Annotated in this window: 22 protein-coding genes; 12 read left to right on the plus strand and 10 right to left on the minus strand. The window is 63.9% G+C overall.

The features are described from left to right. Positions 1-285: 285 nt before the first annotated feature. Together JVX98_RS19650 and JVX98_RS19655 are read right to left on the minus strand one after the other, a co-directional pair. On the minus strand, positions 286-789 hold the full coding sequence (locus JVX98_RS19650; RefSeq protein ID WP_192447917.1) for a CAP domain-containing protein: 504 nt from the start codon (positions 787-789) through the stop codon (positions 286-288). 2 nt (positions 790-791) lie between these two features. Then, the gene (locus JVX98_RS19655) at positions 792-1,058 is read right to left on the minus strand and encodes a DUF6460 domain-containing protein (protein WP_205237157.1); all 267 of its coding nucleotides are present in this window, start codon (positions 1,056-1,058) and stop codon (positions 792-794) included. Positions 1,059-1,220: 162 nt separating this feature from the next. On the opposite strand from JVX98_RS19655, the gene JVX98_RS19660 reads away from it, so the two are divergent. Both JVX98_RS19660 and JVX98_RS19665 read left to right on the plus strand, forming a co-directional pair. Continuing rightward, a complete protein-coding gene (locus JVX98_RS19660) occupies positions 1,221-2,159 on the plus strand; it encodes a methyltransferase (RefSeq protein ID WP_205237158.1) in 939 nt (312 codons plus the stop codon). Between the two features lie 106 nt (positions 2,160-2,265). Then, positions 2,266-2,901 (plus strand): YitT family protein, encoded by a 636-nt coding sequence (locus JVX98_RS19665; RefSeq protein WP_034797123.1) that lies wholly within the window; start codon positions 2,266-2,268, stop codon positions 2,899-2,901. 100 nt (positions 2,902-3,001) lie between these two features. Here JVX98_RS19665 and JVX98_RS19670 read toward each other — a convergent pair whose 3' ends face one another. Then, positions 3,002-3,466: a carboxymuconolactone decarboxylase family protein gene (locus JVX98_RS19670; protein WP_205237159.1), complete on the minus strand. Its 465-nt coding sequence runs from the start codon at positions 3,464-3,466 to the stop codon at positions 3,002-3,004. A gap of 35 nt (positions 3,467-3,501) precedes the next feature. After that, positions 3,502-4,005, minus strand: a complete 504-nt coding sequence (locus JVX98_RS19675; protein WP_205237160.1) for an Rrf2 family transcriptional regulator — start codon at positions 4,003-4,005, stop codon at positions 3,502-3,504. Positions 4,006-4,113: 108 nt separating this feature from the next. Here JVX98_RS19675 and JVX98_RS19680 point away from each other — a divergent pair, with 108 nt between their 5' ends. Together JVX98_RS19680 and pdeM are read left to right on the plus strand one after the other, a co-directional pair. After that, positions 4,114-6,660 carry a ligase-associated DNA damage response DEXH box helicase gene (locus JVX98_RS19680; RefSeq protein WP_205237161.1) on the plus strand — a complete coding sequence of 849 codons (2,547 nt, stop codon included), beginning with the start codon at positions 4,114-4,116 and terminating at the stop codon, positions 6,658-6,660. Between the two features lie 78 nt (positions 6,661-6,738). Then, positions 6,739-7,464, plus strand: a complete 726-nt coding sequence (gene pdeM / locus JVX98_RS19685) for a ligase-associated DNA damage response endonuclease PdeM (RefSeq protein ID WP_205237162.1) — start codon at positions 6,739-6,741, stop codon at positions 7,462-7,464. A gap of 52 nt (positions 7,465-7,516) precedes the next feature. On the opposite strand, the gene JVX98_RS19690 is transcribed toward pdeM, so the two are convergent. The 4 genes from JVX98_RS19690 to JVX98_RS19705 form a co-directional block, all read right to left on the minus strand. Continuing rightward, on the minus strand, positions 7,517-7,753 hold the full coding sequence (locus JVX98_RS19690; protein ID WP_034797129.1) for an Lrp/AsnC ligand binding domain-containing protein: 237 nt from the start codon (positions 7,751-7,753) through the stop codon (positions 7,517-7,519). 113 nt (positions 7,754-7,866) lie between these two features. Continuing rightward, a complete protein-coding gene (locus tag JVX98_RS19695; protein ID WP_205237163.1) occupies positions 7,867-8,667 on the minus strand; it encodes a TIGR02186 family protein in 801 nt (266 codons plus the stop codon). Further along, positions 8,667-9,593 (minus strand): sulfite exporter TauE/SafE family protein, encoded by a 927-nt coding sequence (locus JVX98_RS19700; protein WP_043622412.1) that lies wholly within the window; start codon positions 9,591-9,593, stop codon positions 8,667-8,669. The genes JVX98_RS19695 and JVX98_RS19700 overlap by 1 nt, the downstream gene beginning before the upstream one ends. A gap of 340 nt (positions 9,594-9,933) precedes the next feature. Then, positions 9,934-13,779, minus strand: a complete 3,846-nt coding sequence (locus JVX98_RS19705) for a peptidoglycan-binding protein (protein WP_205237164.1) — start codon at positions 13,777-13,779, stop codon at positions 9,934-9,936. A gap of 476 nt (positions 13,780-14,255) precedes the next feature. Here JVX98_RS19705 and JVX98_RS19710 point away from each other — a divergent pair, with 476 nt between their 5' ends. The 6 genes from JVX98_RS19710 to JVX98_RS19735 all read left to right on the plus strand — a co-directional run bounded on the left by JVX98_RS19710 (position 14,256) and on the right by JVX98_RS19735 (position 21,474). Then, on the plus strand, positions 14,256-16,052 hold the full coding sequence (locus JVX98_RS19710) for an acyl-CoA dehydrogenase C-terminal domain-containing protein (RefSeq protein ID WP_205237165.1): 1,797 nt from the start codon (positions 14,256-14,258) through the stop codon (positions 16,050-16,052). 71 nt (positions 16,053-16,123) lie between these two features. Continuing rightward, a complete protein-coding gene (locus tag JVX98_RS19715; RefSeq protein WP_192447926.1) occupies positions 16,124-17,332 on the plus strand; it encodes an acetyl-CoA C-acetyltransferase in 1,209 nt (402 codons plus the stop codon). Between the two features lie 11 nt (positions 17,333-17,343). After that, positions 17,344-17,748 carry a YbaY family lipoprotein gene (locus JVX98_RS19720; RefSeq protein ID WP_192447927.1) on the plus strand — a complete coding sequence of 135 codons (405 nt, stop codon included), beginning with the start codon at positions 17,344-17,346 and terminating at the stop codon, positions 17,746-17,748. An 11-nt stretch (positions 17,749-17,759) separates the two neighbouring features. Then, positions 17,760-19,976, plus strand: a complete 2,217-nt coding sequence (locus JVX98_RS19725) for an FAD-dependent oxidoreductase (protein ID WP_205237166.1) — start codon at positions 17,760-17,762, stop codon at positions 19,974-19,976. 162 nt (positions 19,977-20,138) lie between these two features. Next, a complete protein-coding gene (locus JVX98_RS19730) occupies positions 20,139-20,567 on the plus strand; it encodes a GNAT family N-acetyltransferase (protein WP_205237167.1) in 429 nt (142 codons plus the stop codon). A gap of 73 nt (positions 20,568-20,640) precedes the next feature. Beyond that, a complete protein-coding gene (locus JVX98_RS19735; RefSeq protein WP_205237168.1) occupies positions 20,641-21,474 on the plus strand; it encodes a methyltransferase domain-containing protein in 834 nt (277 codons plus the stop codon). Between the two features lie 22 nt (positions 21,475-21,496). Here the strand turns inward: JVX98_RS19735 and JVX98_RS19740 are convergent, their stop codons facing one another. Continuing rightward, the gene (locus tag JVX98_RS19740) at positions 21,497-22,381 is read right to left on the minus strand and encodes a DMT family transporter (protein WP_205237169.1); all 885 of its coding nucleotides are present in this window, start codon (positions 22,379-22,381) and stop codon (positions 21,497-21,499) included. Positions 22,382-22,598: 217 nt separating this feature from the next. Between JVX98_RS19740 and JVX98_RS19745 the strand changes: the two genes are divergently transcribed. Further along, a complete protein-coding gene (locus JVX98_RS19745) occupies positions 22,599-23,180 on the plus strand; it encodes a LysE family translocator (RefSeq protein WP_205237170.1) in 582 nt (193 codons plus the stop codon). A 67-nt stretch (positions 23,181-23,247) separates the two neighbouring features. Here JVX98_RS19745 and JVX98_RS19750 read toward each other — a convergent pair whose 3' ends face one another. Beyond that, positions 23,248-23,712 (minus strand): SRPBCC family protein, encoded by a 465-nt coding sequence (locus tag JVX98_RS19750; protein WP_192447933.1) that lies wholly within the window; start codon positions 23,710-23,712, stop codon positions 23,248-23,250. 133 nt (positions 23,713-23,845) lie between these two features. Here JVX98_RS19750 and JVX98_RS19755 point away from each other — a divergent pair, with 133 nt between their 5' ends. Beyond that, a complete protein-coding gene (locus tag JVX98_RS19755; RefSeq protein ID WP_043622393.1) occupies positions 23,846-24,355 on the plus strand; it encodes a helix-turn-helix domain-containing protein in 510 nt (169 codons plus the stop codon). Position 24,356: the final 1 nt, after the last annotated feature.

Below are 24,356 nucleotides of genomic sequence, written 5' to 3' on the forward strand. Positions count from 1 at the left end.
TTTAGGGAATGAGCATGGGGGGATGCAAGGTGGCATTTGCCGCTGCCGACCGGGAAACCTTGCGTGTGTTAGCGCATGCGATGGCCCGCCCTCTTTCCGCCTGCGGGGAGAGGGGACGTGCCAATAGAGCAGCGCCGCATCCCCGAGAAAGCGAGAAGCGGTTCGATCGAGTGGTTGATGTAGAGGGTGCCGCGCGCCCCTTCTCCCGTCATAACGGGAAGAAGGTCCCGGCAGAGGGATCAGCGGCAAATCTTACAGGAGCGGCTGCGAACTGCTGGAAGCCTGTCAGCCCGAAAGCACCATGGCCCAGAAGGGACGGTTTCCGGAGGCGTCGTTCTGGGCGACGGCGACGCCGAGGCCGCGATATTTGCCGAGCATGTTTTCGAGATGCTTGGGCGACCTGTACCAGGCGTCATAGGCGCGCTCGGCGTCGTCCTGGCCCACGGCGATGTTTTCAGCGGCCGGAAGCGTCACGCCCTGACCCTTCATGCGGTCGTAGAAACTGTCGTTCCAGCCGATCAGGTGCTGCATCTTGCCGGCCTTGGCCATGCGTGCCGCCTGGTGCATCGCCGCGACGGACGCCGCATGGTCGGCGACGAGTTCGGTCAGGCCCTTGCCCTTGCGCAGCTTGTTGACATAGCCGAGGCTCGCTGCGGTCTGGTCGCTGCCGGTGCCGCTTTCGGGCATCAGCACCTTGGAGGTGTTGCAGCCGGCGAGCGCGCCGAGCGACAGGATGGCGGTCGCGCGGAGCAGGCCGCGGCGTTCGATCAGAAGAAAACGGTCCTGCATCGTCAGCGCCGAAAGTTCAGGACGCGCAGGATGACGAAGGCCGGCACGACGATTACGGCGCCGAGCAACAGGTACTCGCCCACCCGGCCAAGTGCTGCAAAGCCCGTGTACCAGAGGTCGAGCAGGAAGTTGCGGACGGCGAAGTAGATATCGGTCGGATACCAGCCGAACATCCTCATCACGAAGCCGACGAGGATCGACACCACGATGAGCTTGACCAGCACGCGCAGCGGCGAGTCACCCAAGAATCTGTTCATTCCGTCCGACATCAGCGAACTTCTCCTGTTTGTCTTCACATAAGCCGCGATCGGCAGCGTCGCAAGTCGCTGGCCCCGGCGGGCACGGCTCGGGCTGCCGATCGCGCCAGATTCCGCTTGTATTTTGCGGCATCCGGCGTCAGAAGCGCTGATCGCAACCAACATCTCACATTGATGACGCTCAACCAGCTCTCCTCCGGCGACCTGATCGCCGACCGCCGTGCCGACTACGCAAAAATGCTTGCCGAGGGCGGCGAGCCCGCAAGTGCGGCCGAACTCATGGCGCAAGCGCTGGAGCAGGCGCCCAACTGGGCAGCCGGCTGGTTTCGGCTCGCGGACTATGAGGAAAAATCTGGCCGGAAAGAGGCGGCGATCGACGCGCTGAGGAAAACGCTGGCGCTCAGCCCCCAGGATATCTTCGGCGCCGGCCTGAAACTGGCGCTGCTCGGCGCTGCCGCCATGCCCGAACAGCCGCCGAGCCTCTATGTCGAGCGCCTCTTCGACGACTATGCCGACCGCTTCGACAAGGCCCTGGTGGAGAAGCTCGGTTACACAGTGCCGCAGAAGCTCGCGGCGCTGATCCAAAGCCACACCGGGGGCCTCATCTTCGAGCATGTGACGGATCTCGGCTGCGGCACCGGCCTTTTTGGCGAGCGCATCCGGGATCAGGCACAGTTCCTCGAAGGTTTCGACATCTCCATCAACATGCTCGCCAAGGCCGAGGCGAAATCCACCTACGATCGGCTGGCCCGCGCCGACCTTTCTCTTTCTCCTGATGCCTCCGGCATCTTCGGCAACTTCGCGCCCGCCCGGGCCGACCTGGTCAGCGCCGCCGACGTGCTGATGTATCTCGGCAATCTCGACAGTGTTTTCGACATCACCACCCGGCTGCTCGCACCAGATGGCTACTTCGCCTTCTCGGTGGAAGACGCCGGCGATGCCGAGGAGTTCCTGCTGCGGCCGTCGCTGCGCTACGCCCATGGCGAAGCCTATGTCCGCGGCCTCTGTAAGGCGCATGGCCTCACTCTGCTGGCAGTCGAGCGCACCGCCATCCGCATGGATGCCGGCGCGCCGGTGTTCGGCATCCTGTTCCTGGCGCGCAAGCCTGCATAAAACGCAAGGCAGAGTCGCAAAAATAGGTCAGCATAACTGACATATTTTTCTTGATTGTTGTTGTGCGTTGCAGCATTGCTCAAGCCATCGCAATCGAGGATTTGCCATGGCCCAGATCAGCAGCGTTTTCGGTCTCTGGAACACCAGCCCGACCCGGCATTCCGCCGTCGAGGATCTGCAGGGCATCTTTACCGGCAGCCTGATCGCAGCGCTCGGCCTCTATTTCCTCGCAAGCGCCGGCCTGCTGACCGGCAGCACGGCCGGCGTCGCCTTCCTCCTGCATTACGCTTTCGGCATCAACTTTGGCCTCGCCTTCTTCCTGCTGAACCTGCCCTTCTTCTATCTTTCGCTGAAACGGCTCGGCCCGGCCTTCACGGTCAAGACCTTCATCGCCATCGGCGTGACCTCGTTCCTGACGGACATCCAGTCGCGCCTCTTCCAGATCGGCACGATCCAGCCGGCCTGGGCGGCGCTACTCGGCGGCCTGCTGCTTGGCTACGGCCTCCTGGCGCTCTATCGCCACCGCGCCAGCCTCGGCGGCGTCGGCATTCTCGGCATCTACCTGCAGGAGCGTTTCGGCATTCGCGCCGGCCTCGTGCAGCTTGCGATCGACATGGTCGTGCTCGTCTTCGCCTTCGGCGTGACATCGCCCACGGTCGTCGCCTGGTCGGTGCTCGGCGCAGTCGTCTTGAACCTGTTCGTGGCCATCAACCACCGCGCTGATCGTTACATCGCGCTCTAGAGCGCCGTGCGTTCACCGGAACGCGCAAGGACGCTCTAGGATGCAGAGCAGCTAGCCCCGAAGCGGACCTCGGGGCTAGCTGGAGCTTCCTCACTGGATATCAGGCGGCCTTGGCCGGCTGATCGACCGGATGCTGCGAACGCAGGCCGACGGCGACGCGGTTCCAGACATTGATGACGCCGATGGCCATCGTGATCTTGGTAATCTCGGCTTCGCTGAAGTGCGCGCGCAGCGGCTCGAAATCCGCGTCGGGCGCGCCGGTCTGGGCAAGGTTGGTCAGCGATTCCGTCCAGGCGAGTACCGCGCGTTCGCGCGCGTCATAGATCGGCGATTCCCGCCAGGCGCAGATCAGGTGGATCCACTGCTCGCTCATGCCGGTGTGTCGCGCTTCCTTCACATGCATGTCGATGCAATAGGCGCAGCCGTTGATCTGCGAGGCGCGCAGCTTGATCAGATGGATCAGGCGCGGCTCCAGGCCCGATTCCTTGATGATGTAGCTGTCGAAGGCGGCCGCGGCCTTGTAGGCATCGGGAGCGGCTTTGACGAAGTTGAAACGCGGCTGCATGGACTTCTCCTTGGGCTTAACAGGATTGATGGAGGTCAGGCGCTGGCGGACGATTTGCGCTCGTTGATCGCCAGAAAGGCTTCGGTTCGCGCCGATACACTGCCGTCATCCTTGGCGTTGAGGTCATCCAGGATGCTGGCGATGGTCACGCGGCGCAGCTCGGCGCGGTAGGCCTGTTCGGCCTTCAGCATCGCGACATTGATGGTGCAGGGCGCCGTCGGCTTGCAGGCGTAAGGATTGGGACCGCGCAGGCGGATCTCATTGCAGCGGAACGCCGGCTCCGGGCCTTCGACCGCAAGCACGATATCGAGCAAAGTGATCCTCTCCGGCGTCTTGGCGAGACGGTAGCCACCCTTGGGGCCCGGCACCGCTTCCAGCAGTCCGGCACCGGACATCGCCTGCAGGTGCTTCAAGAGATAGCTGGTGGAAACACCATGGAACTCGGCAAGCGCTGCCGCCGACAGGGTGCTGCCCGGCTGAAGACAGCTCAGCATCGTCACGCTGTGAATGGCCTGCTCGACCCCGTCACCGAGTTTCATGGGCGCCTCCGAAATCGTGGATATTTTTTATCTACGATTAAGCCGAGAGTCAATCCTCGTGATTGCACCCATCGGACAGGCTTCTCTTTTGGCGGATTTGATCTACCTTTGTTCTCCGTGAACAGGATCGATTCCAGAGAGCCTCAGGGCGACGCCCTGAGCCTGCCCGCTCCCTTTCTGCGCTGGTTCGGCGAGAAGGGCTGGCGGCCGCGTGCGCACCAGCTGGAGCTGCTCGCCCGCGCCGAGGCCGGGGAAAGCACGCTGCTGATCGCGCCGACCGGCGCCGGCAAGACGCTCGCCGGCTTCCTGCCGTCGCTGGTCGATCTCACCCGCCGTGGCAAAATTCCGCCGGGCTCAGCCTTCGTCGGCATCCACACGCTCTACATCTCGCCTCTGAAGGCGCTCGCCGTCGACATCGAACGCAACCTGATGAAGCCGGTCGGCGAAATGGGACTGCCTGTGCGCGTCGAGAACCGCACGGGCGATACGCCCCCCGCCAAGCGCCAGCGACAGAAGCTCAATCCGCCCGACATTCTGCTGACGACGCCGGAACAGCTGGCGCTGCTGCTTGCCAACGGCGAGGCGCAGCGCTTCTTCAAGGACCTGCGCTATGTCGTCTTCGACGAGCTACATTCGCTCGTCACCTCCAAGCGCGGCCATCTGCTTTCCCTTGGCCTTGCGCGACTGCGCCGGCTGGCGCCCGGCCTGCAAACGATCGGCCTTTCGGCGACGGTCGCCGACCCGATGGATCTGCAGCGCTGGCTGGCTCCACAAGAACCGGACGCGAACAATCACGCAGGCCTCGTTCAGGTAAAGGGCGGGGCCCAGCCGCAGATCACCATTTTAAAGACCGAGGAACACGTGCCCTGGGCCGGTCACTCGGCGCGCTACGCGATCCCCGACGTCTACGAAGCGATCAAGGAGCACGGCACGACCCTGCTCTTCGTCAACACCCGCAGCCAGGCTGAGCTTCTGTTCCAGGAACTCTGGACGAACAACGACGACAATCTGCCGATCGCGCTGCATCACGGCTCGCTCGACGTCGCCCAGCGCCGCAAGGTCGAAGCCGCGATGGCGGAGAACCGCCTGCGGGCGGTCGTTGCGACCTCGACGCTCGACCTCGGCATCGACTGGGGCGATGTCGATCTCGTCGTGCATGTGGGCGCGCCGAAGGGGGCGAGCCGCCTCGCCCAGCGCATCGGCCGCGCCAACCACCGCATGGACGAACCGTCGAAGGCGATCCTGGTGCCGGCCAACCGCTTCGAGGTGATGGAATGCCAGGCGGCGCTCGACGCCAACTATATCGGCGCGCAGGATACGCCGCCCGTCGGCAAGGGCGCGCTCGACGTGCTCGCCCAGCATGTGCTCGGCATGGCCTGCGCCGCCCCCTTCGATCCGCTTGCGCTGTTCGACGAAATCACCAGTGCCTCGCCCTACACGACACTCGCCTGGGAGACCTTTGAGCGGGTGATCGATTTCGTCGCGACCGGGGGCTATGCACTGAAGACCTACGAGCGCTATGCCCGCATCCGCAAGACCAAGGACGGGCTCTATCGCGTCTCCAATCCGCTGGTGGCGCAGCAATACCGGTTGAACGTCGGCACCATCGTGGAATCGCCGATGCTGAACGTGCGCATGGTCAAGCGCAACGCCCGCGGCTCGCTCGGCCGCGGCGGCATGCCGCTCGGCAAGGTCGAGGAGTATTTCCTCGAAATGCTGTCCCAGGGCGACACCTTCATGTTCTCCGGCAAGGTGCTGCGCTTCGAGGGCATCCGCGAAAACGAGTGCCTTGTCAGCCAGGCTTTCACCTTCGATCCCAAGGTGCCGAGTTATGCGGGCGGCAAGTTCCCGCTCTCGACCTATCTCGCCGAACAGGTCCGAAAGATGCTTGCCGATCCGGCACGGCGCGCGGCGCTGCCGGAACAGGTACGCGACTGGCTGTCCTTGCAGAAGGACGTCTCGATGCTGCCGCGCGAGGACGAGCTTCTGATCGAGACCTTCCCGCGCGGCAGCCGCCATTACATGGTCATCTATGCCTTCGAAGGGCGGTTGGCGCACCAGACACTCGGCATGCTGCTGACCCGCAGGCTCGATCGCGCCGGGCTGAAGCCGCTCGGCTTCGTCGCCACCGACTATTCGCTGGCGGTCTGGGCGCTCGACGACCTCGGCGCGACCTTCAAACTCAGGCGCGGCGCGCTTGCCGATCTCTTCGACGAGGACATGCTCGGCGACGACCTCGAAGCCTGGCTCAACGAATCCTTCCTCTTGAAACGCACCTTTCGCAACTGCGCCGTCATCGCCGGGCTGATCGACCAGCGGCATCCCGGCAAGGAAAAGACCGGCCGGCAGGTGACGGTCTCGGCCGACCTCATTTACGACGTATTGCACGCGCACGAGCCGGATCACCTGCTGCTCGAAGCGACCCGCAACGACGCGGCAACGGGGCTTTTGGACATCGCGCGCCTCGGGGATATGCTGAAGCGAATCAAGGGCCACATCACCCACCGACGGCTCGACCATATCTCGCCGCTGGCGGTGCCCGTCATGCTGGAGATCGGCAAGGAAATGGTCCAGGGCGAGGCACAGGACTTCCTGCTTTCGGAAGCCGCCGACGACCTCATCCACGAGGCGATGGGCGGTCTGGATGTGGATTGATAGGAAAATGACCTTGAGAATGAGCAGTCAGTCGATGTCGGCGGGTCACCTCCGCACACAACGTGCGAGACCGTGACCATGCACCGCCTCGCCCACGCCTTCTCGGCTCAGACGACCACTCCCCTCCTGCACGCCCAGACAATCGTCAACGGCGTCGTCGCGATGTGCGATCCGCTCGGTAGCCTCTACCTGCCGGAGACGAGCACGCTGGTCGTCTCGGACCTGCATCTGGAGAAGGGCTCCGCCTTTGCCCGACGCGGCATGCTTTTGCCGCCCTACGATACGCTTGCGACGCTGCGCGTGCTCGAGGCGGCGATCGCGCGTCACGACCCGAAGCTCGTCATCAGCCTCGGCGACAACTTCCACGACCGCGTCGGTTCGGCGGCAATGCCGGATGATTTCCGGCATATGATTGCCGCCATGGCCTATGGGCGCGAATGGGTCTGGATCAACGGCAACCACGACCCCGACGGCGCCTTCGGCCTGCCGGGCGCCTCGATGGACGAGCTTAGCCATGCGGGGCTGACCTTCCGGCACGAGCCGAAGCGCAGCGATGCCGTCGGCGAGATCGCCGGGCACCTGCATCCGGCAGCAACGGTGGTAAGACGGGAAAGAGCGGTGCGCCGCGCCTGCTTTGCGACCGATGGCACGCGCCTGCTGATGCCGGCTTTCGGTGTCACCACCGGTGGGCTCGATCTCAGGCACCGGGCCATGACCGGCCTCTTCGACCGCAGCAAACTTGTCGCCCATATGCTCGGGCGCGACCGGATCTACTCGGTTCGCTTTGCCAATCTCATCGCCTGACGAGAGCGGCGAAAACGGCGCGGCTCTCCCGCGCCGGGGGCGCCGCGTGCGATCAAAACGCGTTGAAGGTCAGCGTCGTCAGCGAGCGCGAGATGCCCGGCACCGTGGCAATGTTGTCGTTGATGAACTTGCCGATGTCCTGGCCTTCTTCGATATAGACCTTGATGATCAGGTCGTAATCGCCGCTCGTCGAATACATCTCCGAAACGATCTCCTTGCGGTAGATCTCGTCGGCGACCTCGTAGGTCTTGCCGGGAGCGCACTGCAACTGGACAAAAATCGGTTTCATCGAGCTTCCTCTGTTTTTTATTTGCCACGGCATGCGCTGATGAAACGCACGCGGCATGCCTTTCCATAGCGCTCCGGCGCGCAAAAGGAAACGTCGGCGAAGGTCGCCCGTCACTATTCCTTGCGGAAGATCAGGCTGGCGCCCCAGCCGGTGATGACGGCGAGCAGCACGGCCATCAGACCGTAAAGCAGCGGCTGCTGGTGTGCCGCCTGGGTGATGAACTGTTCGAGGCCGGTCTTGACGACACGCAGCGGCAGCGCCTTGGCGGCGACGAAGACGCCGTCACGGAAGAGATAGGCGCGCACCACATGCACGCCGTTCGGCACGTTGGCCGGCAGGCGTACAGACGCCTTGAACAGGCTGGAACTGATGAACTGCACGCCGCCCGGATCGCGCTCATAGACGCCGCTGGTCTCGCGGATACGGCGGAAGGCGTTGCGGAACTCACCGAGATTGCTGCCGTCACCGACGAAGCCGAGCGGCACCAGCCGCATGTGATCGACGCCGATGCCCATATTGCCCATCTCGCCGGGCGGCGCGATCGTCTCGATATCGCGCGTCGACGACAGCGAATAGGATTCCGGCACCAGCTCGAAGGTCATGGAGCTGGTGTTGACCCAGATCCCGAAGACACGCTCCTTCTTGCGCACCGTCGCATTGTCCTTGGGCCCCTCGAGGCTGACGACGATGTTGTAGCGGCCCTGCGCAAGCAGGCCCTGGTCGAAGCCGTCGACCGCGCCGAAGATCGTCAGGTCGGCGCCGCGAAAATCGGAGGTGATGGCGATCTCGTCAGTGGAGATGCCGATCTCCAGCTTCTCGGTGAAATCGGCATTCTCGTCCTGCAGCGCGGCCAGAGCCGGAGCGGAGAAGGCGAAAGCCAGGAGCGTCAAGGCTATGCGGGCGAAACGGTGCATCAGAAACCGAACCCCGCGGATACGACCGAATAGACGTCCTTCGGCGGGATGATGAGTTCGATCGCCAGACGGATGCCGACAGCAAGAACAAGCAGGGCCAGCAATGCGCGCAGCTGTTCGCCGCGCAGCTTCTGGCCGACGCGCACGCCGTATTGGGCGCCGATGACGCCGGCGATCATCAGCACGAAGGCGAGCACGATGTCGACCGTGTAGTTGGTCGAGGCCTGGACGATGACCGTGTAGGCGGAAACGAAGATGATCTGGAACAGCGACGTGCCGACGACGACATTGGTCGGGATGCGCAGCAGATAGATCATCGCCGGCACCATGATGAAGCCGCCGCCGACACCCATGACCGAGGTCAGGATGCCGATGCAGAAGCCGAGGGCGATCACCGGAATGACGCTCAGATAGATCTTCGACTTCTTGAAGCGCATCTTCAGGGGCAGGCCATGCACCCAGTTGTGCTGGCCGGGACGGCGCAAGGTCGTCTGCTGGTTCTTGGCCGCCTTGCGCATGGCGACGACGCTCTCCCAGAGCATCAGCCCGCCGACGGTGCCGAGCAGCACGACGTAAAGCAGCGAGATCACCAGGTCGAGCTGGCCGAGGCGGCGCAGCAGCGAGAACAACCAGACGCCGACGGTCGCGCCGGCAAGACCGCCGCACAGAAGTACCGTGCCGAGCTTGATGTCTATGGTGCCTCTTCGGAAATGTGTGATCGCGCCGGAAATCGACGAGGCCACCACCTGGTTGGCACCGGTCGCCACCGCGACGACGGGAGGAATATTGTAGAAGATCAGGAGCGGCGTGATCAGGAACCCGCCACCGACGCCGAACATGCCGGATAGAAACCCGACGGCAGCGCCCATACCGAGAATGATGAGTATGTTCACCGACAACTCTGCGATGGGCAGATAGATCGTCACGCCGGATCCTCGATATGCCAACGGCCCGCGATGCGGGCAAACCAGTTAGTGTGGCAAGCAAATCACCACGATTGAGGGATTATTCGAAGGGCCGGCACCTCTCCCGAGGGCGAGGCGGCCTCCGTCATGCACTCCTGCAGCGTTGCGCTTCCGCCAGGACGTGCCAAGGCCACGAATCGGACCTTGATTGCTGCATCGGTTCTTCCTTAGCCCGATTCCGATTAAGGAATTATGCAGCAGCCCGAGATTTCAACCTTTTCAGCCACATGGCGGATGGCTTCGCCACCCGCAACCCGTGTCGCCCGGCTCTGCGGCTTTATTACGGCGCTGGGCCTGAAGGTCAGGAATTGCGCTTCAGCAATTCCTTGACCAGCTGCTCGGTGATTTCGCCCGTCGGCTCCTGGCCGACCGACTTCTGGAAAGCCTTGATAGCGGCGACGGTCTTCTTGCCCATCTGGCCATCCGGCTTGCCGGCGTCGAAGCCGTTGTTGTTGAGGATCGCCTGGATGTTGCGGACCGCCTTGCTCATGTCGACGCTGGCGGTCTTGTTGGCCGGGCCGACCCATGCATCCGGAACGTCGACGCTGTTTGCCTTGGCGTCGACCGGCTCAGCCTTCCAGGCTTCGGCCTTGGCCTTGGCGCTTTCGAGCTGCTCCGGCTTCATCGCCTTGGCAACCTCGTCGCGCTTGGCGCCTGCATCGAGATCGCCTTCGCGGGCAGCCGCCGAGAACCACTTGTAGGATTCCGTCAGGTCCTGCGGCACGCCGTTGCCGCGGGCATAGAGAACCGCAAGGTTGAACTGGCTGTCGCGGATGCCGAGTTCGGCAGCCTTCGCAAACCACTTCGTTGCCTCGTTAAAGTCAGGCGCGCCATCGCGGCCGCTTGCCAGCATGACTGCGAGGTTATGCATGGCGCTGGCGTTGCCCTGGCCGGCGGAAGCGATATAGAGCGCCTTCGCCTTCGCCGTGTCGCGCGTCACGCCGGTGCCCTTCTCGTAAAGGGTTGCAAGACGGTACTGTGCCGGCACGACGCCGGCATCGGCGGCGCGCTGATACCATTTCGCGGCTTCCGCCATGTTTTCCTGAACGCCCCGGCCCTCGGTGAAGCGCACGGCGATTTCGTAGAAGGCGAGCGGGTCGCCGCCCTTGGCCGCCGTCACCAGGGCGACCGGGCCGAAACCTTCCGGCAATACCACGTCGGTCGCCACGGCTGCGGCGGCAGTGGTCGACGGGGTCATCGCGGCACCATCGGCCGGCGCGCTTGCGACCGAAGCGCTCGCCACCGGCGTCGCTGCAGCCGCTGCCGGCTGGAACTCGGTGACCGGCGTCTTCGTCTCAGCGACAGGCGCAAGCATCGGCGCCTTGCCTTCTGCCGGCGTTGCAAAGGTGGTCGTCGGCACGGTCGTTGCCGTCACCGCGATCGAGGCCTCGGGGGTCTTTGCCGGCGCTTCAACGGAATCGAGCGGTGGCGCAACAGCCGTTTCGGACGCAGCAACCGGTGCTGCCTGTGCCGCAACGGTCGTGCCCTGCACCAGTTGGTCGTCAGCGACCTTGAATTCGGATGCCTGCGGGTTGACCGTCTGCTCGATGACCGCCACCGGTTCGATCGGCATCTCGTCCTTGTTCAGCATCGAGCTGACCAGCGGGTAGGACATGATCGCCAAAAGCACGGCGCCGACGGCCATGAGGATCGGCCGGCGATGACGGGCGAAAGCGCCACCGATGCCGGACGTCGCGGCCTTGTCGCCGGTCTTGTTGAGGGTGTCGGCTTCCTCGACGGCGAGCTGGGCGGCGCGGCGAGCGGCGGCGATGAAGTCCGACTTGTCGCCATCGGCCGGCTGAATGCCTGCCTTGTTCATCTGCCCGGCGCGCACGCGCTCCAGGATCTTCTTCACGTCCGGAACGCCGGAGCCCGGCTCGAGCAGCTGGTTGGCTTCTTCCGGCGCCAGCATTTCGGAGGGATCGATCGACGGCGTCGGCTCGACGAGCTTGCGCGCCTGCTCCGGTGCCTGCTCCGAGCGCTTGCCGGAAAAGCGACGGGTGAGGCCGGCGAGCAGGCCGGTGCGGCCAGCGGCTACCGGCTCGCGCCCTTCTTCGAGCTCGACTGTCGAGATCTGCGCATCGTCGGCAAGGGCCGTTACCGGTTCGACGGCCTCGGCTGCGACGGCCTGGTCCTCCGCTTGGAGGGCGCGGACATTGCGCTGCAGGTCGTCGTAGCGATCATCGAGGTCGCCGCCACCGAAGGGGTCGTTGAACTCCGGCTGCGCGGCGCGCGGCATCGGGGCGGCTTCGCGCACCACCGCCATGGCAGGCTGGGCCGCCATTGCCGGCTCGCGGTTTTCGATGCGTTCCAGCTTGTCGGCGATGTGGACGAGGGTTTCGTGCAGCGCCTCAAAAGTGCGCGCAGTCCGCTCCTCGCTGGAGCGGCTCAAGTCCTCAAGCGTCCGCAGATCTTCGGCGAGCGCCGAGATCGCGGCCAGGTCACCACCGGAGGAGGCCTGCGTTGGGCCGTTCTTGGAATAGGCTTCCATCACCGCTTCGGCCGCCTGGCGGGCGGCTTCGACGATGTATTCGTCGCTGGTCGAGAAATAGTCCTCGAGCGCGGTCATGCGGTTTTCGAAATCGACGGGCATCACGCTCTGGGCGACGTCCGCCCGCGGCTGGCTGACCAGCGTCGACAAGTTGGCGATCTGGGCTTCAAGGTTCTGAAGCGCCGCGCGGTCGTCGAACGGCGCTGCCTGTGTTTCCTCCAGCCGCTGGGCGATACCGGCGAGGCGATCTTCCAGCCGGTCGAAACGCGGATCGGAAACAGGCTGGGCGCCGTGGGCGTCCAGCTCGTCGATCCGGCGGGCGAGATAGTCCAGCCGCTCGGCCAGAGCGTCGTTGACGCTGCCCTGGTCGAGGGCCTCGATCTTGCGGGAGATATCCGACAGGTAATCGTTAAGGTCCGACTGCGCCGTCCTGTTGCTGCGCTCCATCATCAGCGACAGCTGGTCGAGCCGCTCTTCCAGGCGGGCGGCAGCCTTTTCGCTGGCGAGATCCTCGACACGGACGGTCAGGGCTTCCAGACGGGCGCTGAGGCCCGAATCGTTCGGGCGCGACAGGCTGTCGATCTGGTGGGAGAGATCGCCGAGCCGGCTTTCGAGGCGATTGACGAAGCCGGTATCGAGCCCCTGGGTCGTGCGGCTGTTGGCGGCAATGGCGCGGCTGATTTCGTCGAGCCGGCTGTCGAGATCGGCAAACTGCGAGACGAGGCGGCGATCGTCGGGCTGGATCTGCCGGCCGAGCATTTCGATCGCCTGGGCAACGGCGATAAGCTTGTCTTCGAGCACATCGACGGCGGAGCTGCTCTTCAGCGAGCCGATCTGCGACTTGATTTCGTCCAACCGATAGGCGAGCGCGACCAGTTCGTCGTCGCGGCTCTGGTCGAACGCGATCAGCCGGTCCTCGACACCAGTCCAGCGGTTTTCCATGCGGCGCACGCTGTCTTCGCGCGCTAGTCCGTCGATCATCGCGCGCAGGTCGTCGAAATCGCCGCGCAAGGCGTCGGCCTGAGCTGGCGAGGCCTGACGGCCGAGATGCTGGATACTGTCGGCAAGGCGTTGCATGTCGCCGCGCACGTCTTCGGCGAAGCTGTGATCCTGCGCCTGGGCCTTGATGCCGCGAATTTCGGAGCGTAGCGAATTCATCTCGCGCGTCAGCCCGTCGGTTATGTCGCGCTTCAGGTCCTGGCGCAAACCGACGAGGGCTTCGGCGATATCGTTGACGGCCGCGGAGGCGCGCTGCGGCTGGCTGTGAAGCTGGGGGCGCGGCTCTTCGACGTAGCGGTCCTGGACCGGGCGTTCGGAAATGGGGCGTTCGGAAGCGGGGCGTTCGGGGGCATACCGTTCAGGCCCGCGCTGCGGCAGCCGGTCGCTAAGCGCTGGTCGCTCGCGCGAGGCGCTGAGGCTGCGCTGGCGTTGCATGATTTCGGCCACGGCATCGCGGGGCGATGCCGTTTCCCGGGCGGGTTCGCGGGCGGGCTGGCGCTCGGGCGGCCTTGGCGCCGGGTCGCGGGCCGTACCGCTCATCAGGCCTTCGATCCGCGCCTCCAATCCTTCGATGGTGCGGTTCAAGGCGTCGAGCGACGGCCGCTCGCTGTAGGACTGGCTGCCTGCGCGCTGAGGATTTGATCGCAATCCACTCATGTTGTTCTTCGCCCCTGTCGTCGGCCATCTCGAAAGTCGTCACGGAAGAAAACTGCTTTCTTCACCCCTGTGGCGCTTCCGACGCGGGCAAAACTACAACGATGCGACGCCAGGACAGGTTGCAGCTTTGACCATCTCAACACGCACCTTTCACGAAACGTGGTAAACAAGCGGTTAACCTGCGGATGATTTTTTAACGATTTGGCAGGATCGTACGAAGTTGAGGCGCTGCGGTGCCGCCGCCCCACACGCCACCAAACTGCACGACACGCAATTTTTGACGTTTACGCAAACGTCAAAATTTTGTAGCATCCGGCCAACGATGCGAGACCGCCCCGGCGGCATCCGCTTTCCCGTGGAAAAACGGGAGGAGAAGATGCCCTGGAAACAATGAGGATGGCGGCGCATCCGGCATCCTGCAACCGGGCGTCGACGACGACAGACGGCGGCCCGAAGCACCATAAGGCGAGGAAAGAATGCCCATCTACAAGGCCCCGGTCGACGATACCCTCTTCATCCTGAACGACGTGCTCGGCATCGAGCGCTACAACAACCTGCCCGGTTTCGCCGACGCGACACCAGACATGATCGAAGCGATCGTCGGTGAGGCCGCCAAGCTTGCCGAGGAAGCGCTGTTCCCGGTCAATCTGTCCGGCGACCAGGAAGGCTGCAAGCGCCGCGAAGACGGTTCGGTCAGCGTGCCGAAGGGCTTCAAGGAAGCCTTCGATCTCTACCGCGAAGGCGGCTGGCTTGGCCTCGCCGTGCCGGAAGAATTCGGCGGCCAGGGGCTGCCCTATACCCTGCACACCGCCGTCGGCGAATACATGTCGTCGGCCAACATGGCGCTGACCATGTATCCGGGCCTGACCCAAGGCGCGATCGCCGCGATCCTGGTTCACGGTACCGACGAGCAGAAGCAGGCCTATCTGCCGAAGATGGTCGCCGGCACCTGGACCGGTACGATGAACCTGACCGAGCCGCATTGCGGCACGGACCTCGGCCTCTTGCGCACCAAAGCGGTGCCCACCGGCAACGGCGCCTACAAGATCTCCGGCCAGAAGATTTTCATCTCGGCCGGCGAACACGACATGTCCGACAACATCATCCACCTGGTGCTCGCCCGCATCGAGGGCGCGCCTGAGGGAGTGAAGGGCATTTCGCTGTTCATCGTGCCGAAGTTCAAGCTGAACGCCGATGGCGAACCGGGCGAACGCAACGGCGTTTCCTGCGGCGCGATCGAACACAAGATGGGCATCCACGGCAACTCCACCTGCGTCATGAACTATGACGAGGCCGAGGGCTATCTCATCGGCACGGAGAACAAGGGCCTCAATGCCATGTTCGTGATGATGAACGAGGCTCGCCTGGGCGTCGGCCTGCAGGGTCTCTCGGTTGCCGAAGTCGCCTACCAGAACGCCGCCAACTATGCCCGCGACCGCATCCAGGGCCGCTCGCTTTCCGGCCCGAAGGCGCCGGACAAGAAGGCCGACCCGATCATCGTGCATCCGGACGTCCGCCGCACGCTGATGACGATCAGGGCCTTCAACGAAGCCGGTCGCGCCTTCACGCTCTGGACGGCGCTGAAATCCGACATCGCGCACCGTTCCGACAATGAAGCCGACCGCCAGACAGCAGACGACATTCTCGGCCTGATGACCCCGATCCTCAAGGGCGTCATGACCGACAAGGGCTTCGACCATGCCGTCATGGCGCAGCAGATGTTCGGCGGCCACGGCTATATCGAAGAGCATGGCATGAGCCAGTATGTCCGCGATGCCCGCATCGCGATGATCTACGAAGGCGCCAACGGCATCCAGGCGCTCGACCTCGTCGGCCGCAAGCTCGGCCTCAACGGCGGTCGTGCGGTCATGGCGCTGTTCAAGGAAATCGGCGATTTCTGCGAGGAGAACCGTAGCAACGAAAAGCTCGCCGCCTATACCAAGGCGCTGAAGAAGGGCCTCAACGACCTGCAGGCGGCCACCATGTGGTTCATGCAGAACGCCATGGCCAAGCCCGACAATGCCGGCGCCGGCTCGACCGACTACATGCACCTCTTCGGCCTCGTCGTGCTTGGCTACATGTGGGCGAAGATCGCCAAGACCGCCGAGGAAAAGCTTGCCTCTGGCGAAACGGCGCGTGCAGACTATCTGAGGAACAAGCTGATCACCGCGACCTTCTTCATGGAAAGGATCCTGCCGGAAACGGCCCTGCGCAAGGCCCGCATCGAAACCGGCGCCGACACGCTGATGGCGCTCGACGCAGCCGCTTTCTAATCTCGTCGCGGAAGCGATCTAACATGTTTGACGGGCAGCACCTGACGGTGCTGCCGAAAGGGAGATGAGACATGACGAAAGTCTTCGTTTACGACCACGTGCGCACGCCGCGCGGCCGTGGCAAGAAGGACGGATCGCTGCACGAAGTGCCGTCCGTTCGGCTCGCCGCCAAGATGCTGGAAGCGGTGCGTGACCGCAACGACCTCGACACGTCGACCGTCGACGACATCATCATGGGCTGCGTCGATCCGGTGATGGACGCAGGCGCGGTGATCCCGAAGGCTGCCGCCTTCGAAGCCGGCTATTCGACCCGTGCACCGGGCATGCAGATCTCGCGCTTCTGCGCTTCCGGCCTCGACGCCGTCAACTTCGGCGCGGCGAAGATCGCGCAAGGCGCCGACGACATCGTCATTGCCGGCGGCGTTGAATCGATGTCGCGCGTCGGCCTCGGCATGTCCGGCGGCGCCTGGTTCATGGACCCCTCGGTCAATCTGCCGGCCTTCTTCATGCCGCAGGGCGTTTCGGCCGACCTGATCGCTACCAAGTACGGCTTCAGCCGCGACGATGTCGACGCCTATGCGGTGGAAAGCCAGAAGCGCGCCGCGCATGCCTGGGAAAAGGGCTACTTCAAGAAGTCCGTCGTTCCCTTCAAGGACCAGAACGGTCTCACCATCCTCGACCGCGACGAGCACATGCGTCCGGGCACCGACATGCAGGCCCTCGCCTCGCTCAACCCGTCGTTCCAGATGCCGGGCGAAATGGGTGGCTTCGAGGCGGTCGGCATCCAGGCACACCCTGAAATCGAGAAGATCAACTACGTGCACCACGCCGGCAATTCGTCCGGGATCGTCGACGGTGCAGCAGCCGTGCTGCTCGGCTCCAAGGCCGGCGGCGAGAGCATGGGCCTGAAGCCGCGCGCCCGCATTCGCGCCTTCGCCAACATCGGCTCCGATCCGGCGCTGATGCTGACCGGCCCGGTCGACGTCACCGAGAAGCTCCTGAAGCGCGCCGACATGAAGCTGTCGGACATCGACCTCTTCGAGCTCAACGAAGCCTTTGCGGCGGTCGTGCTGCGCTACATGCAGGCCTTCGACATCCCGCACGACAAGATCAACGTCAACGGCGGCGCGATCGCCATGGGCCATCCGCTCGGCGCGACCGGCGCGATGATCCTCGGCACCGTGCTCGACGAACTGGAGCGCCGCGATCTCAACACCGCGCTCGTCACCCTTTGCATCGGCGCCGGCATGGGCACGGCCACGATCATCGAAAGGGTCTGACGATGGACGTGATGCGCCGCACCCTTCTTGGACTGATGGGCCTGGGGCTGCTTGCAGCCGCGGGCTGCGTCTCCGACGAGGAGGAAGGCGGCGACAGCTTCACGCTCACCGGTGCGATCACAAATGTCGCCAGCGGCCCGGTTCCAGTCGGCACCGTCACGATCCGGCTCGAAGAGCAGGGCGTGATGGACGTCGCCGCCAAGCTGATCGCCGAGACGTCTGTCGTCAGCGACGGCAAGGCCACCCGCGTGCCCTTCGTGCTGCAGGTGCCGAAGCCCGAACTCGACAAGGCTGTCGACGCCGGCTTCAGCATCCGTGTCGAGCGCGACGGGCGGCTGATCGCCACCAACACCAGCAAGCAACGTTACAGCGGCGGATCGAACGTCTCGCTGCAGATCGAACCCATTCTCTACTGAGGGGGAGAACCATGACGAATTACACCAATTTCAAGATAGAGACCGACGCCGACGGCATTGCACTCGTCACCTGGGACATGCCCGAGAAGTCGATGAACGTCTTCACCCAGGAGGTGATGGAAGAGCTGAACGCCATCGTCGACCAGACCACTGCCGATGCGGCGGTCAAAGGCGTCGTCTTCACGTCGGGCAAGTCGAGCTTCTCCGGCGGCGCCGATCTCTCGATGATCAAGTCGATGTTCACCTTCCAGCAGGAAGAAAAGAAGAAGGATCCGGATAACGCCGCCCAGAAGCTCTTCGATCTGGTCGGCCGCATGACGGGCCTGTTCCGCAAGCTCGAAACCTCCGGCAAGCCCTGGGTCTCGGCGATCAACGGCACCTGCATGGGCGGGGCCTTCGAGCTTTCGCTTGCCTGCCACGGCCGCGTCGCTTCCAATTCCAAGTCGGTGAAGATCGCTCTGCCGGAAGTCAAGGTCGGCATCTTCCCGGGCGCCGGCGGCACCCAGCGCGTGCCGCGCCTCACCAACGCGCAGGACGCGCTGCAGATGATGACGACGGGCTCGTCGCTGACGGCGGCCCGCGCCAAGGCGATGGGCCTCGTGCATGAAGTGGTCGACGCCGATAAGCTGGTCGACGCCGCCAAGGCGATGATCAAGAACGGCCTGAAGCCGGTGCAGCCCTGGGACGAGAAGGGCTATAAGGTTCCCGGCGGCGGCATCTGGACGCCGGCCTCGGCCCAGCTCTGGCCGGCCGCTTCCGGCATCCTGCGCCGCGAGACCTACGGCAACTATCCGGGCGCCGTCGCGATCCTGAAGTGTGTCTATGAAGGCCTGCAAGTGCCTTTCGACACCGCGCTCAAGATCGAGCAGCGTTACTTCACCGAGATCCTTCAGACGACCGAAGCCTTCTCGATGATCCGCTCGCTGTTCGTCTCGATGCAGGAACTCGGCAAGGGTGCCCGCCGCCCGGCCGGCGTACCGAAGTCGGAGTTCAAGCATGTGGGCGTCGTCGGCGCCGGCTTCATGGGCGCCTCGATCGCCTATGTGACGGCCGCTGCCGGCATTGCCGTGACGCTGATCGACCGCGACATGGAAGCGGCCGAAAAGGGCAAGGCGCATTCGGAAGGCCTGGTGAAGGATTCGGTCGGCAAGGGCCGCCTGACCAAGGAAGAAGGCGAAGCGCTGCTTGGCCGTATTACGCCCTCTGCCGACTACAACGATCTCAAGACCGCCGGTCTCGTCGTCGAAGCGGTGTTCGAGGATCGCCAGGTCAAGAAGGACGTGATCGAGAAGGTGGAAGCGGTGATTGCCGAGGACGCGATCTTTGCGTCCAACACCTCGACGCTGCCGATCACCGGTCTTGCCAAGAACTCCAAACGCCCGAGCCAGTTCATCGGCGTCCACTTCTTCTCACCGGTCGAGAAGATGATGCTGACGGAAGTGATCCTAGGCAAGGAGAGTGGCGACAGGGCACTCGCCGTGGCACTCGACTATGTGGCCGCGATCAAGAAGACGCCGATCGTCGTCAACGACACGCGCGGCTTCTACGTCAACCGCTGCGTCTTCCGCTACATCCACGAAGCCTATGACATGCTGATCGAAGGCGTGCCGCCGGCGATGATCGAGAATGCCGCCAAGATGGCCGGCATGCCGGTCGGCCCGCTGTCGCTCAACGACGAAGTGGCGATCGACCTCAGCCAGAAGATCCTCAAGGCCACCGTCGCCGACCTCGGCGAAAAGGCCGTCGATCCCAAGCACCTGGCGCTGATCAACAAGCTGGTCGACGATCTCGACCGCCGCGGCCGCAAGAACAGCAAGGGCTTCTACGAGTACCCGGCCAAGCCTGCCAAGAAGTATCTGTGGCCGGAGTTGAAGACGCTCTATCCGCAGAAGAACGCCGACAAGATCGATGTCGAGGTGCTGAAGCAGCGGCTTCTGGCCACGATCGCGCTCGAAGCGGCCCGCACCATGGAAGAAGGCATCGTCACCGATCCGCGCGAAGCCGACGTCGGCTCGATCCTCGGATTCGGCTTTGCGCCCTACACAGGCGGCACGCTCTCCTACATCGACGGCATGGGCGTAAAGACCTTCGTCGAGATGTGCGAAAAGCTCGCCAAGGACTATGGCGACCACTTCAAGCCGACGGCGCTCTTGAAGGAAATGGCCGAACGGGGCGAGACCTTCTACGGCCGCTTCGATCCCTACGGCGAGAAGAAGCAGGCGGCGTAAGGCCCGCTCATCGCATTGGAAGCAGGCCCCTCGGGGCCTGTTTTCGTTTGAGCACGGCTCATTCGAGGCCCTTGCCGGCTCAACGCCCACCCGGCCGCCTTCACCCTGTTACAGTTCTGGTGCTAGGGCCGCGCGGATGGAACCGCGACCCACGACGAAGCCATGACGAAAACGACATTCCGCGCCGCCGTCCCCGGGGACGAACCTTATCTGCACTGGCTCGAAGAAGCCTGCATGCGCGACTATGCCGTCGCACTCTGGGGCAGTTGGCGCCCGCGTCCGGCGGATGCGCTGATCCTCGATGAACATCGCCTCATCGTTGCAGACGGCGAAGATGCCGGCTGTGTTTCGGTGACGCCGCGCGCGGACCATCTCTGGGTGAACAAGCTCTATGTCGCGCCCGCATATCAGAAGCGTGGCTACGGGGCTTTCGCCCTGAGGCAGGTGCTTGGCGAGGCGGCAGCGTTCGGCCTGCCCGTGCGGCTCAGCGTGCTGACAACCAATCCGGCAGTCGCATTTTACCGGCGCGAAGGCCTTGTGATCTATGAGGAAACCGCGGAACGGCGCTTCATGACATCGCGGGCGCGTTAAGCTTATCAGCATCTTCTGATTGACGCCCTCCGTGCGGGGGCGCATCCTCCGCGACTTCAGAGGGGGACACGCCATGAGCGAGCCTGATCTCTATCTGCTTGGGCGCGCCGGGCCCGAAGAAGCACGCCTGAAACGACAAATCGCCAACCTCGCACCCGATTCCGACCAGCAACTCGAAAGGGTCGGCATCAAGCCGGGCGAGCGCGTCGTCGATCTCGGTTGCGGTCCCGGCGGCGTGCTGCATCTCATCGGCAAACGCGTCGGGCCGACCGGCTCGGTGCTTGGCATCGAGCGCGACCCGCATTTCGTTGAGCTTGCCCGCCGTTTCGTTGCCGGTCACGCGCTGCCGCAGGTCGAGGTGCGTGAGGGCGACGCCCATGCCACCGGCCTGCCGCGCCGCTCCTTCGACGGCGCCCATATGCGGCTGGTGCTGGTCAACGTGCCACGGCCGGAACTCATCGTGCTCGAAATGGTGTCTCTGGTGAGGCCCGGCGGCTGGATTGCGAGTTTCGAAGCCGATTTCCTGGCGCATATCTGCGATCCGCCGCTTGCCGCCTGGGACCGGCTGCTGGCAGCCTACTCCGCCTATTCCACTGCCAGAGGCATCGACCTCAACATCGGCCGTCGGCTGCATCGCCTGTTCCGGAGTGCCGGTGTCGAGGCGATTTCCGTCGATGCGGTCGAGCACGTCTACCCGCCCGGCCACGACCGCCGATCGATCCTTCGGGATTTCATCAACAATGTCCGTGACAGGCTCGTCGCCGAAGGCTTCATCAGCCAAGTCCAGCTGGATGACGATCTCGCCGCCCTCGACCGCCACCTTGCCGACCCCAACGTGCTCGTGACGTCCCACCTGTTCTTCCGGCTGACCGGTCGCATACCGGAAGCCCTCGTCATCAAGGCTTGAAACGTCCCGTTTCCATTCAGCCTCAGGCTGTGGCGCCCTGGCGGCGATGCGCCAGGCGTTCCCCAACGATGATCAGCAGGCCGGCCGCAAAGATCAGTCCGGCGCCGGCGAAAACGTTCGTGGCCGGCACGTCGCCCCAGATCAGGAAGCCGAGACCGAAAGCCCAGACGAGCGAGGTATATTCGAACGGTGCGATCACCGAGATCGGTGCGCGACGCATGCCCTCGAAAAAGGCGTACTGCGCAATGCCGGCGATGACGCCGGTACCAGCCATCAGCGCGACGTCGAAGATCGCCGGCGGCGTCCAGAAGAAACCGACAGCAACCCCGGTCATGCCGATGAAGAAGACGTTGGAGATCGTCATCTGCACCAAGGTCGTTTCATGGAGTGCGGTCTTGCGCAGCATCACGGTGCCGATCGCCCAGAAGACGGCGGCAAGCAGAGCCAGGAACACAGGCAGCGACAGCTTCATGCCGGTGCCAAGTACATCGCAGGCGACGAGCACGCCGACGAAGCCGATGAAGACGGCGAACCAGCGGATCGGCGGCACGTCCTCCTTCAGGATCGGCACCGCCAGCAGCGTCACGACGATCGGCGCGGCATAATAGAGCGTCGTCATTTCGGCGAGGCTGAGATCACACGCCGCATTGAAATAGCAAAGCCAGGCGGCGAGCAGCAAAAGGTTGCGCACGAAGAGCGGCTTGAGCACCGGCGACACGACGGCATTGCGCACCAGCTGGCCGCGGCCGATGACGAGGCAAAGCACAAGGATGGTGATGCTGCGGGTAAACAGGATCTGCCAGACCGAGTAGCCGACGACCAGCCATTTGACCGACGCATCCTGCAGCGAAAACAGGAAATAGGAAAACGTCGTCATGACGATGCCTGACAGGACGGTCTTGTTCATGGGAGCCTCGATCACGCCGGCGGGAAGAGAAGCGGCGGAGCCCGTCTGATAGCGCGGCGGCGTCGGGCGCGGAAGGGGCATGCCGGGGTGGCGCTGTGGCGATTTCTTGGGGTGGCCCGCCACGATCCGGCACCTGGCTTGATGGAGATCAAGAACCGGCGCTTGCACCGCTGCTAGAAGGCGGCGATAACGACCATGAAACCTGGGTCTCAATGACATGCAGCCGCTCGCCTTCGCCCTTGCCGCCCTCGTCCTGCTCGCGACGCCCGGTCCGACGAACACGCTGCTCTGGCTTTCCGGCGCATCGGCGGGCTTCCGCCGGTCGCTGCCGCTTTTGACCGGCGAGCTCGGCGGCTATCTTGCGGTGATCATTCCCGCCGTCGCGCTGCTCGCCCCGTTCCTCGCCGCCCATCCAAACCTCGGCTTGGCGCTGAGGCTCATTGCCGCCTGCTGGGTGCTCTATCTCGCCTATGCGCTCTGGACGACCGATGCCGAACGCAGCGAAGGCGTTGTCATCTCCACCCGACAAGTCTTCGTCACGACGCTGCTCAATCCGAAAGCCCTGATCGTCGCCCTGGTGCTGTTGCCGCAGACGGGGCTGGTAGCCGTCTGGCCCTGGATCGCCGGCTTTTCGCTGCTGGTCGTCGCTGCCGGGTCGACCTGGATCGGGGCCGGCGCCCTGCTGGTGCAGATCTCCAAGGGCCTGTCGGCCTCGCACCTGCCGCGCCGGATCGCCGCCATCTGCCTCACGCTCTTTTCTGTTGGCATCGCCGGCAGCGCGATTGCCGCCATGCACTAGAAAAACCCCGGAGGGCCGCACGTGCCCTCGGGGATATCGATCGCCAGAAGCGGCCAAACGTTGCGCCTCAAGCGGCAACTGCCTCGCCGAGTTCCTTCGCCAAGGCGCCCATCAATTCTTCCCAGCCTCCGCGCCGGTACTCGAGCTTGTCGAGCCCGTCGAGGAAGGCCACCTGTTCGGTAAAGACGAGGCGTGTGCCGGTGCCCGCGGGCTGGATATCGACCGTGGCGACGGAGGCGGAAATCCGCCTGTCGTTCTGCGTCATCGTATAGGCAAAGATGATCCGGCGGTTCTCGACGATATCCAGATAGACGGTGTCGTCGTAATAGGTCGTCCCGTCGTCTACGCTGAAGCGACCGCTTTCGCGGCCGCCGACGCGGAAGTCGTGGGTGATCTGCGCCCCGGCTTCGACGTTGACGAACCAGCGCTCCTTTGCGGCCGGTTCCGAGAACGCCCTGAACACCTCAACCGGTGTCGCCTTGAAATTGCGCTCAATGGTGAAGCTCGAATGTTCCACGGATCTGTCAGTCATGTCTTGCCTCCTCTGGGTCGGAAACTGATGGTCTATGATTAACTGGTTTCGAATATGAACTGCTATTATTTTGAAATCAGTTGAACGTTAGCGTCAGTGATGCGATAATGCAAGCGGTTTTAAAGAGGTGCCAATGAAGGACGACATGCGCTCGGGTTGCCCGATCAATCTTTCCCTCGAAGTGTTCGGCGACAAATGGAGCCTGCTGATCATTCGCGACATGATCTTCGGCGGCAAAAGGCACTTCCGGGAGCTGCTGCGATCGCAGGAGGGCATCTCGTCGAACATCCTGGCGGACCGGCTGAAAATGCTGGTCGAACAGGGTATGCTGACGAAGCGCGACGACCCCACGCACAAGCAGAAGGCGATCTACAGCCTGACGGAAATGACGATTGCGCTGGTGCCGATCATGGCCCAGCTTGGCGCCTGGGGGCGACGCTACCTGCCAGTCAGCGAAGAACTCAGCATTCGTGCCGAACTCATGGAGAACGGCGGCCCGGCGCTCTGGGACCGCTTCATGGACGAGTTGCGGCACGACCATCTGGGGACGCCGCTCGACGGTCCGCCCAGGGTGCGCGCAACGCTGCAGGCCGCCTATGAAGAGGTGGTCGCAAGGAAAGCGCGCGAAGAGGCGACGGCCTGAC

The sequence above is a fragment of the Ensifer sp. PDNC004 genome, assembly GCF_016919405.1.
Lineage (GTDB): Bacteria > Pseudomonadota > Alphaproteobacteria > Rhizobiales > Rhizobiaceae > Ensifer.